14 protein-coding genes are annotated in these 16,900 nt (G+C 61.0%); 6 read left to right on the forward strand and 8 right to left on the reverse strand.

Annotated elements, in window-relative coordinates:
* Nucleotides 1–26: 26 nt before the first annotated feature.
* Complete coding sequence (locus C0V97_RS14890) at nucleotides 27–1,388, forward strand: NCS2 family permease (protein WP_127103362.1); 1,362 nt, start codon at nucleotides 27–29, stop codon at nucleotides 1,386–1,388.
* A gap of 145 nt (nucleotides 1,389–1,533) precedes the next feature.
* Nucleotides 1,534–2,730, forward strand: a complete 1,197-nt coding sequence (locus C0V97_RS14895) for a M20 aminoacylase family protein (protein WP_127103363.1) — start codon at nucleotides 1,534–1,536, stop codon at nucleotides 2,728–2,730.
* Nucleotides 2,731–2,845: 115 nt separating this feature from the next.
* Here the strand turns inward: C0V97_RS14895 and C0V97_RS14900 are convergent, their stop codons facing one another.
* The 5 genes from C0V97_RS14900 to hpnD form a co-directional block, all read right to left on the reverse strand.
* Nucleotides 2,846–4,006 (reverse strand): iron-containing alcohol dehydrogenase, encoded by a 1,161-nt coding sequence (locus tag C0V97_RS14900; protein ID WP_127103364.1) that lies wholly within the window; start codon nucleotides 4,004–4,006, stop codon nucleotides 2,846–2,848.
* 668 nt (nucleotides 4,007–4,674) lie between these two features.
* Nucleotides 4,675–5,307 carry a hypothetical protein gene (locus tag C0V97_RS14905; protein ID WP_127103365.1) on the reverse strand — a complete coding sequence of 211 codons (633 nt, stop codon included), beginning with the start codon at nucleotides 5,305–5,307 and terminating at the stop codon, nucleotides 4,675–4,677.
* A 1-nt stretch (nucleotide 5,308) separates the two neighbouring features.
* Nucleotides 5,309–7,231 (reverse strand): squalene--hopene cyclase, encoded by a 1,923-nt coding sequence (shc, locus tag C0V97_RS14910; protein ID WP_233582214.1) that lies wholly within the window; start codon nucleotides 7,229–7,231, stop codon nucleotides 5,309–5,311.
* A gap of 97 nt (nucleotides 7,232–7,328) precedes the next feature.
* Complete coding sequence (hpnE, locus tag C0V97_RS14915; protein ID WP_127103367.1) at nucleotides 7,329–8,609, reverse strand: hydroxysqualene dehydroxylase HpnE; 1,281 nt, start codon at nucleotides 8,607–8,609, stop codon at nucleotides 7,329–7,331.
* 3 nt (nucleotides 8,610–8,612) lie between these two features.
* On the reverse strand, nucleotides 8,613–9,482 hold the full coding sequence (gene hpnD, locus C0V97_RS14920; protein WP_233582203.1) for a presqualene diphosphate synthase HpnD: 870 nt from the start codon (nucleotides 9,480–9,482) through the stop codon (nucleotides 8,613–8,615).
* 347 nt (nucleotides 9,483–9,829) lie between these two features.
* Between hpnD and C0V97_RS14925 the strand changes: the two genes are divergently transcribed.
* Both C0V97_RS14925 and C0V97_RS14930 read left to right on the forward strand, forming a co-directional pair.
* Nucleotides 9,830–10,246 (forward strand): cupin domain-containing protein, encoded by a 417-nt coding sequence (locus C0V97_RS14925; protein WP_127103462.1) that lies wholly within the window; start codon nucleotides 9,830–9,832, stop codon nucleotides 10,244–10,246.
* Nucleotides 10,247–10,338: 92 nt separating this feature from the next.
* Entirely contained in the window at nucleotides 10,339–11,520 is a 1,182-nt protein-coding gene (locus tag C0V97_RS14930; RefSeq protein WP_127103369.1) for a pyridoxal phosphate-dependent aminotransferase, read from the forward strand.
* A 149-nt stretch (nucleotides 11,521–11,669) separates the two neighbouring features.
* Here C0V97_RS14930 and hpnC read toward each other — a convergent pair whose 3' ends face one another.
* Genes hpnC through hpnA form a run of 3 tightly spaced genes read right to left on the reverse strand, consistent with a single transcriptional unit; the run spans nucleotide 11,670 to nucleotide 14,697 of the window.
* On the reverse strand, nucleotides 11,670–12,545 hold the full coding sequence (hpnC, locus tag C0V97_RS14935; RefSeq protein ID WP_127103370.1) for a squalene synthase HpnC: 876 nt from the start codon (nucleotides 12,543–12,545) through the stop codon (nucleotides 11,670–11,672).
* Nucleotides 12,545–13,699 carry a glycosyltransferase gene (locus C0V97_RS14940; RefSeq protein ID WP_127103371.1) on the reverse strand — a complete coding sequence of 385 codons (1,155 nt, stop codon included), beginning with the start codon at nucleotides 13,697–13,699 and terminating at the stop codon, nucleotides 12,545–12,547. The genes hpnC and C0V97_RS14940 overlap by 1 nt, the downstream gene beginning before the upstream one ends.
* A complete protein-coding gene (gene hpnA, locus C0V97_RS14945) occupies nucleotides 13,696–14,697 on the reverse strand; it encodes a hopanoid-associated sugar epimerase (protein WP_127103372.1) in 1,002 nt (333 codons plus the stop codon). The genes C0V97_RS14940 and hpnA overlap by 4 nt, the downstream gene beginning before the upstream one ends.
* A gap of 255 nt (nucleotides 14,698–14,952) precedes the next feature.
* Here hpnA and C0V97_RS14950 point away from each other — a divergent pair, with 255 nt between their 5' ends.
* Nucleotides 14,953–16,008: a lysylphosphatidylglycerol synthase domain-containing protein gene (locus tag C0V97_RS14950; RefSeq protein WP_233582204.1), complete on the forward strand. Its 1,056-nt coding sequence runs from the start codon at nucleotides 14,953–14,955 to the stop codon at nucleotides 16,006–16,008.
* Nucleotides 16,005–16,892 carry a prephenate dehydrogenase/arogenate dehydrogenase family protein gene (locus C0V97_RS14955; protein ID WP_127103374.1) on the forward strand — a complete coding sequence of 296 codons (888 nt, stop codon included), beginning with the start codon at nucleotides 16,005–16,007 and terminating at the stop codon, nucleotides 16,890–16,892. The genes C0V97_RS14950 and C0V97_RS14955 overlap by 4 nt, the downstream gene beginning before the upstream one ends.
* The last annotated feature ends 8 nt before the right edge of the window (nucleotides 16,893–16,900 follow it).

Here is a 16,900-nt window from a genome sequence, read left to right on the forward strand (position 1 = left end):
TGACCCCTGCCCGGAGCCGCCATCCCGTGACCCCCTCTCCCCTCACTACCTGGCTGGATCGCCGCTTCCGGATTGCTCAACGAGGCTCGACAATCCAGCGTGAAATCCTGGCGGGACTCACGACCTTCGGTGCCATGGCCTATATCATGGCCGTCAATCCGGCGATCATGGCCAAGGCGGGCCTTCTTCCGCATGACATGATCATGACGACCATCGCAGCGGCCATCTGCGGCACCTTGCTGATGGCCCTTTTTGCCAACATGCCGATCGCTCTCGCGCCTGCCATGAGCAGCAACGCCATTTTCGCGCAGATCGTCGTACATCAGATGCATGTCGACGTACGCACGGCATTCACGATCGTCCTGTTCGGGGGGATCGCCTTCACCGCCCTTTCTGTGACACGTCTGCGCCATCGCATCATCCAGGCCTTTCCCGAACCGATCGTTCTGGGCATTCAGGTCGCGATCGGGATCTTCATCGCCCGCCTGGGCATGGTCACGGGCGGGCTGGCCGTAGGTGCGCCCGATGGATTTCATTTCGGGGCGCTGACCGATCCCTCGGTTCTGCTCACCCTGTTCGGGTTGTTCCTCGCCAGCGTCCTCCTCGTGTTACGCGTTCCGGCTGGAATGCTGATCGCCATTCTTGCGGTGACTCTCGCCAGCCTGTTTGTCCACAAGAACGGTCACACCGTGGCAAGCCTGCCCGAGCATTTCATGGATTGGCCGCATTATCCGACCCATCTTCTTTTCCCGTTCAATTTTGGTGATTTCTTCTCGCATCTCGATCTGCTTCTGCCGATCACCCTCTATTTCCTGATCAGCGATTTCTTCGACGCGACAGGCACAATGTACAGCGTGGCCAACCGTGCGAGACTGACCAAGCCGGATGGCACCCCCCTCCTCGGTCGAGCGGCCTTCGCGGCCGATGGCTCGGCCAGCATCATCGGTTCCGCGCTCGGGACCAGCACCGTCTCCGCCTATGTCGAGAGCCTGGTCGGGGTCGAGGCAGGTGGCCGCACGGGACTTACGGCGCTGACCGTCGCCCTGCTTTTCGCGGCGTCCTCCGTACTTTGGCCCCTGATCGTGATGATACCCGCCGAAGCTACGGCCCCTGTTCTCATCTTGGTAGGGCTCTCCATGCTCTCGGCGCTCGGACAGGCCGCCAACAGCTCTCAGGAGGCACTCCTGACGCCTGCTTTCATGCTTCTCATTGCCGTCCTGACCGGCAATTTCATGATCAGCCTCGCTCTTGGCCTGCTCTTCTATTCTCTGCTGCTGCTGGTCACCCGGCAGTTTGTCCGCCTCACGCCCATGGTCCTCGGACTGGACGCTGTCTTCATTTTCTATCTCGTGCTGACGAGCCACACCGGGATCGGACAAGGCGGCTAGGCGCAAGGCGCGGCCCTGGCATCACGGCCGTGCTCGTCATGTTGTGAAGGAGGGGGAACGTAACGCGGCCTCCCGAAGATCGTTGACACAGGCAAGCAGGGACGCCCCGCCAGGAGTCCCGCAGCAATGAAAAAGGCTTGCCCCTATGTCATCCCCCGTAACCGCCTCTCCCCTGCTCAAGGCCCTCGCCCCTCTGCGCGAGGAATTCGTCGCGCTACGCCATGATCTCCATACCCATCCAGAACTGGGGTTCGCTGAAAAGCGGACGAGCGACATTGTCGCGACCAAGTTGCAGGACTGGGGCTATACGATTGAGCGTGGCTTCGCCGGTACCGGACTTGTGGCGACCCTGCGCCAGGGAGCCGGCGGGAAGGTCATTGGTCTACGCGCCGAAATGGATGCCTTGCCGATCCTCGAAAAATCCGGCGTGGCGTGGCAGAGCGCTCAGGAAGGCGTATCCCATATGTGTGGCCATGACGGGCACACCACGATGCTGCTCTGCGCCGCAAAATATCTTGCGGAAAAACGCCCATTCGACGGCACATTGCACCTGATCTTCCAGCCTGCCGAAGAACTGCTTTGCGGTGGCAGTCGCATGATCGATGACGGACTCTTTGCCAAATATCCGTGCGATATCCTGTTTGCCCAGCACAACATGCCGGGCTTTCCGAGCGGCAACTTCTACTTCCACAAAAGCGCCGCCATGGCGTCTTCGGACACCGTGAAGATCACGATCGCGGGCAAGGGTGGACACGGGGCCATGCCCCAGAAAGCGAAAGACCCGGTCCTCGCCTGCGCACAACTCGTCATGGCATTGCAGAGCATCGTTTCGCGCAATATCGACCCGTTCGCGCCCGCCGTCGTCACGATCGGCGCCCTCAACGCGGGGAGTGCCGCCAATGTCATTCCCGAAAAAGGCATGCTTCTTCTGACCGTGCGGACCATGACTGCAGATGTGCGCCAGCGCGTCCTCGACCGCATCAGCGCCATTGCCACCCATACTGCCGAAACCTTCGAATGCGCGGCCACCATCGAGCATCTCAATGGCAGTCCGGTACTGAACAACAATGCACGCGCGATCGATTTCGCGCGCGCCACGGCACAGGACATCGTCGGGGCGGATCATTGTCATGATTGCCCGCCATTCATGGGAAGCGAGGATTTCGCCTTCATGCTCGAGGCGCACCCCAATGGCTGCTACTGGTTTATCGGCAATGGCACCGAGGGCTGCAACGGCGTGCCACTTCATAATGGCGGCTTCGATTTCAACGACGACAATATACTTCCCGGCGCCGCGCTCTTCGTCGGTCTGGTCGAACGATATCTTGCACCGCAGGGCTGATCCCCCTGCAAGGAGCCCCCGGGCTGGCTCAGGACGCCAGCCCTTCACTCTCGCGCTCAATTCTTGCGCGTTCCGCGGAATGGCGCTTGCGGCAGCACATATTCCGCCTGAGGGTTCAGAAGGCCTGACGATACAGTCCCACCATTTCCTCTTCGGTGATAGCTACCGGGTTGTTCACCAGAACACGGTGCTGGGTGATGGCATCAGCGGCGAGAATTGGGAGATACTCCTCAGTCACACCGACATCACGGAGCCGTCGTGGCATCTGGGCCGCGTCCATCAGAGCCTCCAGTGCGCTGATAAAGGCCTCGGCACGCGTGGACACGTCTCCCTCCGAGGGAAGGCCGATGGCATCGCCAAGCTCGGCGTAGAGCGCTGCACATGCGCGCGCGTTGAAACGCAGGACAGGGGCAAGCATCAGCGCATTGGACAGACCGTGAGGCACATGGAAATACCCGCCCAGAGGATAGGCCATGCCATGGACCAACCCAACGGGCGAGTTTGCAAAAGCCTGCCCTGCCAGCATGGCACCCAGCAGCATGGCTTCGCGTGCGCCACGATGACGGGGCTCACGACAGGCTGTAACCAGATGGCGGAAGAGCAGAGCCAGAGCCGAACGTGCAAGATGATCCGAAACAGGATTTTTACGTACGCGTCCTGTATAGGCCTCGATCGCATGGACCATGGCATCCACACCAGTCGCAGCCGTATGGGACGCAGGCAGACCGAGTGTCAGCTCAGCATCCAGAAAGACCTGATCAGCGAAAAGCGGTGCAGAAACGACCCCTGATTTGTGAGTGCCCTCCCGCGTAATCACCGCGACATTCGTAACCTCCGAGCCTGTACCCGCCGTCGTCGGGACCAGAATCAAGGGCAGCCGCCCCCCCTTGACCTGATCGACCCCATACATCTCGGAAAGAGGCTGCTTCGCACCCATCAGGATTGCGGCGAGTTTCGCCACATCCAGGGATGACCCACCGCCCACACCGAGCACAGCCTCAATGTTTGCCGCCTGTCCGGCCACCACACAATTCTGGAGGATCGCTTCAGAAGGGTCGGCGACAACCTGATCGTAAAGCGTCACCTCGAATCCTGCCTCCTGAAGCGACTCGATCAGCGGCGCGACAAGCCCTGAGCGCGTCAGACCGGAATCGGTGACGAACAACACACGGCGTATAGCCCACTGAGTACGCAGGGTGGCGCCAATCCGACCGGCGCCCCCCCACTCCATGGTGATCTTGGGCACCGTCTCGAATGTGAATGGCTTGATGGACATGATCGATACTCCCTCGCCCTCTGGCTTGGCAGCGCAAAGCACGCCTCCGACACAACCCGGCGAAACGCCTCGACCTTGAGCGCCGGGAGTGGGAAAACCCCGCTTCGATACGAACACTGCCTCGGATGACCCGCCTTTGCATGGGACGCCGTGACGGATCAGGAAAAATCACGGTATCGATCGTGCCACGCCCACACGCACCACGCACGTGAAACCAGTCAGCTTCAGACAATCGTGACTTCCTGCACCGCCTCAGCCATGCCGTACGCCCCCAGGAGAACCCGCGACCCATGCGCGTCCCCGCTCAGGTCGTATCACCGGCTCTGCAACGGCAAGACATGAGGCACCGCGCTGGTAGGGCGCATCTGCTGCAGCCTCCATTCCTCCTATATTTTTCCCTATTATTACGCTTAGAACCTAAAATATTTTTACAAACGCAGTGTTCGCCTATTTTTGAACACAATATTTTCGTCCATAATGTGGGCGATACCGGGAGCGTGATGCAAAACTTCCCCGGTATCGCCCACGATTTATAGTCGTTTTTGAAAAATTAATGAACGACCGGGGTCAAAAATCCCTATCAATGCGATGACGCGCCGCGAAGCAATGCCTGCGAGCCTGCGGCCATTCCAATACGTTGCGCTGGTGTGTTGAGCGCCGCGCCAGAGCTATGCTGGTTGGCGGGCCAGGAACGCCGCCATGGCCTTATGCGCTGCTCCCGCATCGCGTCCCAGCGCCATCAGCGCTGGAATTTGACCGGGCTTACGCAGCAGGCTGGCGGCCAGCTTGAGCGGCGAGATACCGCCGCCTTCCAGCACATCGCAAGCCGCAGGAGGCAGATCGCGGCGCGAATCATCGCACACAACCCGGAGCACCGCGAAAGGCAGCCCAGCTCGGGCAACGACCCCGCTCTCCATATCGACAGCCAGACAACCCGTGCGGGCATGAAGGCGCTCTTTCTCCGCGGCCGTGGCGATCAGTCCGTCGCTATGCAAAAGCCCACCATGAAGCACGCCGGTGTGCCCTACGCCAAAACGACGCGACAGCGCCCCATCGGTCTTCGCCGGCATTCCGTCCACAAGCACCCATTGCGGAATGATCAGGGCTCCTGGCCTCAGGTCAGGAGCAAGGCCCGCCGCACAACCAAATGACAGCAGCGCAGTCGCTCCTGCCGTGAGAAGCCGCTCGACACCCTGACGTGCCCCCTCTGCAGTCGCGCCACTGATCGCGATGGGTGAGCCGGGACTATACGGCCTGATCAGCCGCGCCTCAGCCTTAAGCCCAACCAGAATACCCAGCATGTCAGAAACCGTGCTCGACCCGACCGGAATTGCTCAACCCGAGATTGCGGAAACGCGACAAGGCCATGAGAGGGAAGAACTGCTTGTAGCCGTGATAACGCAGATAAAAGACCTTGGGGAAACCGACCGCATTATAGGGCTGTTCTTCCCACTCACCTTGACCATTCTGCTGCGCAACGAGATAGGACACGCCGCGCTTGACAACCGGTGTCTCGCGACGCCCGACTGCCATCAGCCCCAAAACGGCCCAGGCTGTCTGAGTCGGCAGGCTCTTGTCATACTCCCCCGGTGTGGCCCCCTCGTAAGAGGCACAATCCTCACCCCAGCCACCGTCTTCACGCTGGACGCTCTCGAGCCATTCCACGGCACGCAGCACGGCAGGGTCATCATGCGGCACACCGGCGATATTGAGAGCGCAGAGAACCGACCAGGTACCGTAGATGTAGTTGGTGCCCCAACGGCCAAACCAGCATCCTTCCGGCTCCTGCTCGCGACGCAGATAATCGAGACCACGCTCGATCACCGGGCGATCCTCGGGAAACCCCAGTTCGCACAGGAAGGACACGCAACGGGCCGAGACATCGGCGGTGGGAGGGTCGAGCAGCGCGCCATGATCAGCAAACGGAATATGGTTCAGCGCATCGAGATCGTTATCGATATCGAACGCACCCCAGCCGCCATTCGTGCTCTGCATTCCCACGATCCATTCACGGGCGCGGGAGATTGCTTCCTTGTTGCCGTCAGGATCCTCGCGATTGAGCAGCATGCCCACAACGGCCGTATCATCGACATCGGGATAGTAGTCGTTTTCATATTGGAAGGCCCATCCGCCTGGACGGACATCCGGGCAGTTGATCGCCCAGTCTCCCTTCACGTTCAGAATCTGCCGTTTGCGCAGCCAGTCCATGCTGCGCTGGAGCTTTTCTCTCGTTTCCTTCGGGCGTGTCGCATCCGGACCCGACGCCGCCTCAGCCATGGCAAGCCCGGAAAGACCCGTATCCCAGACCGGCGACACACAAGGCTGGCAATAGGTTTCGTCGCCATTGGTGACGAGCAGATCCTGAATGCCCTTCCAGGCCAGTTCCACGCGCGGGTCGTTATCCGGAACGCCCATACCGCGATACATCATCACGACATTGGCCATGGCAGGATAGATCGCTCCCAGCCCGCCCTCGCCCAGACGGGGCTCGATGAAGTCGAGAGCGGCCTTGACAGCCTTCTTGCGCAGCGCTGCGGGGAAGCGCGGCTCAATGGGGCGCAGCACCGTATCGACCTTCTTGAACACATGACCCCAGATCGACCGGTAGGGTCCGCGAATCCAATCCTTCACCTCTTCAGGCGGGGTGACGAACAGTTCCTGGATATGGATGTTGCGCGGATTGATGGCGCGCGGCTCGAGGGTCCGGAGGACCAGCATGGGTGCCACGACGCTGCGTGACCAGTAGGACATGTTCCACATCGAGAACAGGGCCGCCTTGGGCATCAGCATCAGTTCGACCGGCATGACCGGCGTCGCGCGCCAGGGAACCTCACCAAACAATGCCATCTGAATGCGGGTAAAGACATTGGCCCGCGCGGCACCGCCACGGTCGAGAATGGCCTCGCGGGCGCGCTGCATGTGCGGGGCGTTGATATCATCCCCGATCGCCTTCAGGGCGAAATACGCCTTCACGGAAGCAGAGAGATCGAAGCCGCCATCATGATAAAGCGCCCAGCCACCATGAGACCCCTGGGTACGGCGCAGATAGACGCCAATACGCGCCTGCTTGGCGTCATCGATCCGGTCGAGATAATGCTCGAGCAGCACGTATTCGGCCGGGATGGTGGCATCGGCTTCGAGCTCGAAAACCCAATGTCCATCGTCATTCTGCCTGTCGGACAGCGCGGCATGGGCAGAATCGATAGCCTGACGCACCTGGCCCATATCCGCCTCGGCCGGAATTTCGGCTTCGTGACGCTCCAGAACGTCGGAATAGATCAACATTGCCCGCCCTTGTCCTTTTTGCAGTTCGGTTTCGTTGTCAGAGGCCCAGAGCCCTGATGGCCTCTGAACCAGAACGGATCGCCCCCTCAATGGTCGAGGGGAAACCCGTCTGGGTCCAGTCCCCGGCCAGGGCCAGATTCTCCAGCGCTGTCCGGGCCTGCGGTCGCAGGCGATCCTGTGCCGGGGTCGCGGCAAAGGTCGCCCGTTTTTCACAGACCAGACGCACAGGCGGCACGGCAACCGGCAGGGTTTCGACCAGCACCGGCCCGACGGCCTGACGGATTTCCGACCAGATCGTCGCGATCAGTTCGTCATTATCGCGATCAGCATAGCGATTTGCCGCGCTGACAGTCACGGAAAGAATTTCGCCCTTGAGATACACCCATTCTGCTACCCCGCCCACGAGACCGACAAACCCGACCTTGTTGAGCATGCCGCGCGCCTGAACCGGCCCCGGCAGGCGATAATGGACGTTGATGATGCTTTCATACGCATCGGGCGCTTCGAACCCTGGCAGATGAGCCTCCAGCACTGTCCGTGCCACGGGCGAGGGTGCGGCAAACACCACCTTGTCTTCAGGTCCAAGCGCGATCGTCTCATTGCCGATCCGCAGCCCGGTGACGCGCCCCTGGGTGACATCCATCCCCGACACGCGCGTACCGCAGCGCACTTCGCCCTGAAGCCGCATGATATGCGCAATCGCAGGGTCTACAAAGCTCTCCGAGAGGCCCTCTGCCGGATACCAAGGGCAGCAGGCGGCCCCGCCCAGAGCGAGTGTCTCGCGCATGATCGCGCCCAGAAGGGCAGCGCTCGCGGTCTCCACAGGCGTATTGAGAGCCGAAATCGCAAATGGCTCGAGCAATCTCTGGCTCAGCATGCCATCGCCCAGATATTCGCTGACCGTAGCATCCGGCCCTGCCTTCAGAATACGCCCGAGCATGGCCAGCTCTGACAGTTTCATGCCAGGCACACGGCGATTCCTGGCAAATGCCCAGAAGGGCACACGCCCCTTCGAGAGCTTCAATGTCCAGCCCAGATTGGCGGAGAGATCGAACCAGGGAAAGAGAGGCGCTCCCGGCCCGGTCAGGGTTTTCTCCGCCCCGATCAGCCCCAGATACCGGAATGTCGCCTTGTTGGCCGAGAGCAGCAGATGATTGCCGTTATCGATCCGTGCTCCTAACGCCTTGTCGTAATAGGAGCGTGCACGCCCGCCGCAGGCCGGCCCTGCCTCATAAATCGTGACACCGGCACGACCGATGACATCGACCGCCGCAGATAGCCCGGCGAGCCCACCGCCGATGATGTGAACATGCGTCATGGTTCAGCCATAATAGGCAAGCAGGGAACGCAATGCGCGCGCAGCCTTGCTGACCTTCACCGGGGTTTCGGGATGGCGCCAGCCACGACGCAGCATCGCCGTGAGAACAGGCCGGTAGGAAGCCGCCATCATGCGTGCCGGTCGCATGGCAACCGAATCGCATTTCTGCATGGCACGGCGTGCCTCCCGAAAATGATCGGCAGCCCGCGCCGCCAGGATGCGGGCAAGCGGGTCGAGACCCAGCGCATAAAGCGCTTCCTGTGGATCCAGCGACACATTGTAGCGCTGCAGCAGTTCACGCGGCAGGTACAGACGCCCCCGATCGGCATCCTCCTGCAGATCGCGCAGAATATTGGTCAGCTGCAAAGCCCGACCAAGATGATACGCCACGCGATCGGCTTCTGCTGAGGAATCACCAAAGACCCGTACCGAAAGACGCCCGACGGCAGAGGCGACACGGTCACAATACAGATCGAGCGTAGCCTCATCTGGCGCCACGATCGGACCGGCAGCATCCATCGCCATCCCGTCGATCACGGCGGCAAAATCCGCCTTGCGGAGGCAAAAGCGCGTGATGGTGGCGACCAGAACCCGGTCAAGCGCATCCTGCGTGGTGCCCTCAAACAGCCGGTCGAGACGTCCATGCCACTCCTTGAGGGCCAGATCCCGATCGGGTACCTGCACATCGCCATCGGCGATGTCATCCACTTCCCGGCAGAACGCATACACGGCAAACATGCCATAGCGCCGCTCGGCAGGCAGGATCTTCATTCCTTTGGCGAAAGACGTTCCGGCACGGGTCACGATCGAGCGGACATGCTCCAGATCGGCCGAAGAACAGCCCAGCACCGCTTCCTGTTGAAACCCGCTCACCGCTTCATCCCTGTGTCCTCTGGCGCGGCGCCTCGGCCGCGCGGCCTTGTCCCAGCCAGATTTGTCCGAGTGCCGCATCGTTCCAGCGCGGCACCATCGAAGTGCAGGGCCTTTTACCCGCAAAAAATCAAACAGCAAAATCTGTTCCGGCCTACCTGCGTTCCGTTCCCGATGCCTCTACCCAACGGAGATGGACCATGCGCCCTGTTGCCCCTGCCGCCCCAATGCAAAAGCCGAAACACTATACGGTTCGGACGCTTCTCGCGACACTTCCGCCCCTTATCGCGCCCTGGCCGCCTCGCCGGGGGAAAACCGCAGCATGCCTCGCACTTTCCGTAGCGGCCTCCATGAGCCTCGTGCCCCTGACGTCCTCCGTTGCCCACGCCCAGCAAACCGCCTCCGCCCACGCCGATCATCTGCTCAAGGCCGACCGCTCCTGGAATGGCAAGCCCTATGCGAATTACCCGCCCGGCCCTCCTACGCTGAGCATGATCCGCTTGACCATTCCGCCGCACACGGCCCTGCCCTGGCATACCCACCCCGTTCCGAATGCGGGATACGTCCTCTCTGGCCAGCTCACCATCCAGGACAAGGCAAGCGGCGCAAGTCACGTCTTTCACCAGGGCGAGGCATTTGCTGAAAGCGTCGACGACGCCCATCGCGGCGTGTCGGGCGACACGCCTACGATTCTCATCCTCACCTATGCGGGCGGCAATAATCTTCCGACGTCGATCCCCCTGAAAGGCGAGAAGAATGAATACTGAGGGTTCGGGCGCAATTCCGTTTCGAAAATGATTTGACAAGCGAAACGAATGGCCTTTTCCTTGCCGGTATCTGATCCACCGGAGACACGCTCATGACCGCGCCCCTCACACAGGAAGCCAAGGAAGACCTGCTGGAACGTGGGTATTCACGTCGCCATTTCGGTCGCCTGACCACGCTGCTCGGCATGAGCGCTGCCCTGACCCAGTTCGGCTCTTCAGCCTTCGCCGCCATCAAGGCGCCTGGTGATGATCCGTTCGTAGGTCATCCCGATATGGTGCGCATCGGCAGCAATGAATGCTGGACCGGTCCCTTCCCGAGCGCTGTCACCGCCGGTCAGGCGCAGGTGCCTTTCGGCAACCGCTACGAGCCCGATCATCTGCGCTCCACCCTCCTGCGCACAGCCTCCTCGGTCGAGAACATCTCTGAAGAGCACATCCTTCCCTGGCCCGGCTCCAGCGACCCTCTCTGTCGTTCGGTCGTGACCTTCTGCTCACCCGAACGTGGACTGGTCACGGCCAACCCGACCTACGAAGCCGCCTGGCGCACCGCCGACTGGATGAAGATCAAGCTCACCCGCGTGCCGCTCTCGGCCCATAACGGCTACGCCACAGACGTGCGGGCCATGCTCAAGGCTGACCCGCATGCGGGCGCCTACTATATCTGCTCGCCCAACAACCCGACAGGCACCGTCACCCCGCTGGAAGACATCGCCTGGCTGGCCGACAACAAGCCCGCTGGCTCGGTCATCATTGTCGATGAGGCGTATATCCACTTCTCGGGCGCTCCGAGCGCGATCTCCTTGGTCAAGCAGGGCAAGGACGTTATCATTCTGCGCACCTTCTCTAAGATGTTCGCCATGGCTGGCCTGCGCCTTGGTCTTTCCTTCGCCCGTCCGGACCTGCACAAGCGCATGATGCGCTATGACGGCCCGAATATGACCTCGATGCTGAACATCGTAGCCCTCGCCGCAGGCACCGTGAGTCTGACCCAGACCGATGCCATCAAGGCCCGCCGCGACGAGATGATTGCTGCGCGCAGCATGACCTTCGACCATCTCGCCAAGCGCAATATCCGTATCGTGCCCGGCAGCCAGGCCAATATGTTCCTCGTGGACTGGAAGAAACCTGCCTCGCAGATGAAGACAGCCTTTGCTGCCAAGAAAGTGGAAATCGGCCGTAACTGGGATATCTGGCCCACCATGTCGCGCGTCAGCATCGGCTCCATGAAAGATATGGACGCCTTCTGCGCCGCTCTCGATCAGATCCTGGCCTGAACTCGACTGGTCATGGGGCTCTGCGCCCCATGACTCTTTTTAAAAGGCCACCACTCCGCGATAGCCTCTCACGACGTTGAGGCTTGGAGGGTCAAGCCCCAGTCTATAGGGCAGGACGAAACCGTTATGGAAACCGTTAAGAACGCGGTTCAGCCAATCAGGGCCCTGCCCCCTCGTAACAGCGCGAACATAGCGTCCCCACGCCCCAACTTGACCCGCCCGGCCACCGGGTCCTCGCGACGCAAACGGGCGGCGAGGCTGTGAGAAAGCGCCACGACAACCGCACAATAGGCCCGCATGCGACGATCGCGCACCAGTCCCGGCAAGTGAACGGCCTGGCGATTAAGGTGGTCGACCTCGTCCAGCAAATGGTCAAGAACGCGGCGTAGGCCGGGTTTGCTCCGCGCGAGGAGAACGTCTTCGACCTTTGCCCCCTCCGCCTGGAGCATGTCCTGCGGAAGATAGGAACGATCGAGAGTCCTCAGATCGGAGGTGACATCCTGCAGGTGATTGATCACCTGCAGCGCGCTACAGAGCGCATCCGACAGAGGAAGCGTTTCGGCGCGCTCGCCATGCAAGAGCAGCAAAAAGCGGCCGACCGGATTGGCCGAGAAACGGCAATACCCCAGCAATTCGTCCCAGTTCCGATAGCGGTTCTTGACCGCATCCTGACAGAAAGCCGTGATCAGGTCAGTCGCAGTCTCCAGCGGCACACCTGTTTGAAGCAGATGACGACGCAGGATAACGGCAGTCTGGGCATCGGCTCGATGAGGAGCCTTGGCCTCCCCACGGATGACCGCTTCCATCCCGCGAAGCCGCGCGATCTTCGCTTCAGGGGATAGCTGCGCGTTATCGACCATATCGTCGATGACGCGGGCGAAATTGTAGTAGGCCGAGACATGCGCGCGATTGTTCCTCGCGAAAAGCAGCGATCCGACAGGGAAATTCTCGTCCGAGGCTCCCTTGGCCGATGTCACATCGTGTTCACCCCAGACAGGATCGACAGTCTTGCTCACAGCAGTCATCAGGCGTGAGTCTCCTCGGTGTAGAAACGACTTTTCCACTGGACCCCGCGGCCGCGATGATGATCGACAGCGGAGCCGATCGTGGCTGCCATATAGAAGGCGGCCACCACCGGCAGAGTAAGCGCGCGCAAAGGCGATAGCTTGAAGCGCGATAGCGTGGGGAGAAACGAGAGAATGCACAGGAGCATGGACGCTCCCCCCATGACCCGCACTCGTCCGCGCCCGAACAAGGCAAAATACAACGGGGCAAGCCAGACCAGTGCCATGCCGAGAATGGTGCAAAGCAGGATCACAGGCGAGTAGCGCAGCTGCACATAAGCGGTGCGGGCGATCATGCGCCAGATCTCTGCCGCGCCGCGATAGGGCCTGATCGACCATGCAAGCGTGCTGTGGCCCAGATAGAGCCTTCCCCCCGCCTGCTTGATATTGCTCGCCAGGGAACAGTCATCGATCAGCGCACCGCGCACCGATTCGATACCGCCGATACGCTCGAGCATGGTACGACGCACGAGGATGGTCCCCCCTGCTGCACCGGCCACGGCAGAGGTCGGGTCATTCACCTTGTCGAACGGATAGAGCATGGCAAAGAAATAGACGAATGCAGGCACAAGCAGACGCTCTGCGGCGCTTTCGCAATTCAGCACCACCATTTCCGACACCATGTCGAGCCCGTCACGCAAGGCCTTCTCAACGAGAGTCTGCAGGTGAAGCGCCGAGTGAAGAATGTCCGCATCGGTGAGCAAGATGAATCCCTCAGGGCCAATCTTGTCGAGCGCGACCTGTTCCCCCTGATGCACGGCCCAGAGCTTGCCGCTCCATTCAGGCGGGCGTTCCCGACCGGTCAGGACCGTGAGGCGCCCGTGCGGATCAGGCACATCGCGGGCGAGAGCGCCAGTTCCGTCCGTGCTGCCATCGTCAACCACGACCACGCTCAGCTTTCCCGGATAATCCTGCTGCAGCAGTGTCGCCACACAGGACTGGATCGACTCCGCCTCGTCACGGGCGGGGACAATCACGGCAACATCTGGCCAGAGCGCTTGCTCCGGAGCCGCCGCTGCCGTGAGGCGCGTCCCGGTGCGCCAGAAGCGGCCATGAGCGAAAAGCAATTTGCCCCAGGCTACCAATGCCGAGGCTGCCATTACATTCCTGATCATTTCGTGGCGATCCGCCCATGTTCGCGAAACCAGGTGACCGCATCGGCCACAGCCTCACGCGCAGGTCTCGGTGCGTAACCAAGCTGCTCCTGCGCCTTGAGAGAGGTGAAAAACATCATCTTCTTGGACATAGCCAGCGTCTCGCGCGTGACGCGTGGCTCGATGCCAAAACCGCGCGCCATCCATTCTGAGACGATGGCCACGGGCTGAAGCCAGGACTGCTTCAGCTTGATGCGCGGGGGCTTGACGCAGGCCACCTCGCCAATCAACGCGAAGAGATCTCCCAGCATGTAGTTCTCGCCGCCCAGGATGTATTTCTCGCCGATGATCCCTTTCTCGAGCGCCAGCGCATGCCCCTCGGCGACGTCATCCACGTGGACAATGTTCAGCCCGCTATCGACATAGGCTGGCATGTTGCCAGAGGCCACATCGACAATCATCTGCCCCGTAGGGGTTGGCTTGATATCGCGCGGCCCGACCGGTGTGGAGGGATTGACGATGACTGCAGGCAGGCCATTCTCTCTCACCAGCCGCAGGACTTCCTGCTCAGCTCGGTATTTCGACAGTTTGTAAACGCCGATCACGTCATGCTCGGTAACGGGCGTATCCTCATTGGCGGGCGTCCCGTCCTTCGTCAGCCCCAGTGCAGCGACCGATGAACAATAGACGACACGCTCCACCCCGGCCTCTAGGGCCGCCATCATGAGCCGGCGCGTCCCCTCCACATTGGCCCGCATCATGACCGCCGGGTCAGGCACCCAGAGGCGGTAATCGGCAGCCACATGGAACAGATAGCGGCAATTCTCGAGGGCCGGCGCAAAGCTCTCGGGGGCTGTCAGATCACCGATGACGAGATCGGCGTCGAGCCCTTCGAGGTTGGAGAGATCGGCACCAGCACGCACCATCAGCCTGATCTTGTGTCCGCGCTGCTTGAGAATACGCGCCACAGCCGAGCCAACAAAGCCGGTTGCACCGGTAATCAGCGTGTATTCACTCATGATACGCCTTGGTGCTTTCATTAATTGTAAATCGATAACGCACCATACCGCCCGCGCAAGGACAAGCAACCTGCCGGTGATGGCTTTTTCGTCATATTCAGCCTTGGAGTAGCGAAACCGGACTGTCTGGTGTAGACAGCCGCAAACACTCGACAGCGCGACATATTCTCGCAATGCCGCAGAAGCATCGTTCGTCCCCTTCCCGACAGGGCGATGCGCCATCGCAACCCCTGCGTCGTTCGGATCAGACTGGCCTTGAAAACCCTCACTCTCATTCTTACCCTCATGGGCCTCGCGCTTCTGACGGGAATCATGGCGTGGCTCGGGATCGGCCATGTCTTCAGCGCGATGCAACGCATCGGGATCGGTGGCTTCCTCGCCATTGTCGGCGGTCAGGTGCTGGTCGATATCGGGCTCGGTGTTTCGTGGTTCTGCGCCTGCCCGGAGATCGGGCTGTTCCGCGCTATCGCCTCACGCGCCGTCCGCGACGCAGCGGGCAACTGCCTGCCATTTTCCCAGCTCGGCGGCATGGTCATCGGTATACGCGCCACATGCAGTATCCCGACCTTGACCCGCAAACTCGGCCCGCTCCAATGGCCTGCGGCTGTCGCTACCAATATCGTGGATATCACAACCGAGGTTCTGGGCCAGATCGTCTTCGTCATCGTCGCTCTCGCCTGCCTGTTCGATCATACGGGGACGAACAAGTTTACCTGGCCGGTTCTTGGCGGAATGGGGCTGCTGGCTATCGGCATCGCCGGATTTATCTGGACCCAGCAACGCGGCGGTGCTGCCATTCACCATGCTGCACGTTTTCTGGGGCGCCACATCGCCGAAGGCTGGCGCAACTCCCTCATCGATAACATGGATAATTTCCAGGCTGAGCTCGACCTGCTTTGGGCACGTCCCGGGCGTATAGCAGGCGGTGCGCTGATCCATCTGGCGTGCTGGATCGGCGGAGCGGGCGTTACCTGGCTTTCACTCGAACTGCTGGGCGCCCATATCGGCTTCATGGGGGCAATCGCCATCGAGGGCGTGGTCTGTGGCCTGATGTCCGCCTCCTTCCTGGTTCCGGCCGCTCTGGGTGTGCAGGAAGCCGCCTATGTCGCTTTGGGCTATTTCTTCGGGATCGAGGCTGAAATCTCGCTCGGCTTGTCACTGCTGCGCCGTGGCCGTGATATCGCCATCGGCATTCCAGTCATGGCGTTATGGCAGATTTCGGAAATGCGGCGCTTGCGTTCGTCCAAGCAGGAGGCCGCTGCCCCCTCTCTCGATTACAGCGACGCCTCGTCGCGGAGCGAAATGTCATGACCCATCGCCTTTTCGGCACCTTATGCGTCATTGGCCCTGGATTGATCGGCTCCTCCGTCCTGCGACGCCTGCGCGCGCAACCGGGTCTGGTCGAGCGTCTGGTCGTCTCCGACCGTGATCCAGCCGTACTGGAACGTGTGCGTTGCCTCGATCTGGGTGATATCGTCACCGATGATCTGGTTGCAGCTGTCGGTGAGGCAGATTGCGTGATGCTTTGCGTCCCGGTTGGGGCCATCGCGCCTGTCGCCGAGGCAATCATGCCCCATCTGAAGCCGGGAGCCATTCTGACCGATGTCGGCTCCACACGTCGGAGCGTGGTCGATGCCCTTACCCCGCACCTACGCAACGATATCAGCTATATTCCTGCCCACCCCATGGCGGGTACCGAGCATTCTGGCCCGGATGCGGGGTTCGCCACGCTCTTCGAGGACCGCTGGTGCCTGTTGACCCCCGAACCCGGCATCGAACAGGATCAGATAGAACGCGTCTCAGCGTTCTGGCGCGCCATGGGTGCGCGTATCCGTGTTATGGATGTGGATCACCACGACACGATCTGTGCGATGGTCAGCCATCTGCCCCATCTGATCGCCTTCACTATCTGCGGCACGGCAGATACGCTTGCCGAGGATATGCGCTCCGAGGTGCTGGACTTCGCCGCCTCCGGCTTCCGCGATTTCACCCGTATCGCGGCATCCGATCCGACGATGTGGCGCGATATCTTCCTGAACAACAGCGATGCACTACTCAGTGTGCTCGACCGGTTCAGTCAGGATGCCGCCGCCATGGCACAGGCCATACGCGACGGCGACGAGCACACCATCGTCGAGACCATCTCTCGCGGTCGTCGTATACGTCGTTCCCTTATAGAAAACCGTCAGGCCTGACTCTGACA

Origin of the sequence: Asaia sp. W19 (genome assembly GCF_003994335.1) — a bacterium.
In the GTDB taxonomy this organism is placed as follows: Bacteria; Pseudomonadota; Alphaproteobacteria; order Acetobacterales; family Acetobacteraceae; genus Asaia.

Bases quoted from the DNA above. Each gene is read 5' to 3' on its own strand.
- C0V97_RS14895 (WP_127103363.1), top strand. From the start codon at position 1,534: ATGTCATCCCCCGTAACCGCCTCTCCCCTGCTCAAGGCCCTCGCCCCT.
- C0V97_RS14900 (WP_127103364.1), bottom strand. From the start codon at position 4,006: ATGTCCATCAAGCCATTCACATTCGAGACGGTGCCCAAGATCACCATG.
- C0V97_RS14905 (WP_127103365.1), bottom strand. From the start codon at position 5,307: ATGCTGGGTATTCTGGTTGGGCTTAAGGCTGAGGCGCGGCTGATCAGG.
- shc (WP_233582214.1), bottom strand. From the start codon at position 7,231: ATGGGCCAGGTGCGTCAGGCTATCGATTCTGCCCATGCCGCGCTGTCC.
- hpnE (WP_127103367.1), bottom strand. From the start codon at position 8,609: ATGACGCATGTTCACATCATCGGCGGTGGGCTCGCCGGGCTATCTGCG.
- C0V97_RS14925 (WP_127103462.1), top strand. From the start codon at position 9,830: ATGAGCCTCGTGCCCCTGACGTCCTCCGTTGCCCACGCCCAGCAAACC.
- C0V97_RS14930 (WP_127103369.1), top strand. From the start codon at position 10,339: ATGACCGCGCCCCTCACACAGGAAGCCAAGGAAGACCTGCTGGAACGT.
- hpnC (WP_127103370.1), bottom strand. From the start codon at position 12,545: ATGACTGCTGTGAGCAAGACTGTCGATCCTGTCTGGGGTGAACACGAT.
- C0V97_RS14940 (WP_127103371.1), bottom strand. From the start codon at position 13,699: ATGATCAGGAATGTAATGGCAGCCTCGGCATTGGTAGCCTGGGGCAAA.
- hpnA (WP_127103372.1), bottom strand. From the start codon at position 14,697: ATGAGTGAATACACGCTGATTACCGGTGCAACCGGCTTTGTTGGCTCG.
- C0V97_RS14955 (WP_127103374.1), top strand. From the start codon at position 16,005: ATGACCCATCGCCTTTTCGGCACCTTATGCGTCATTGGCCCTGGATTG.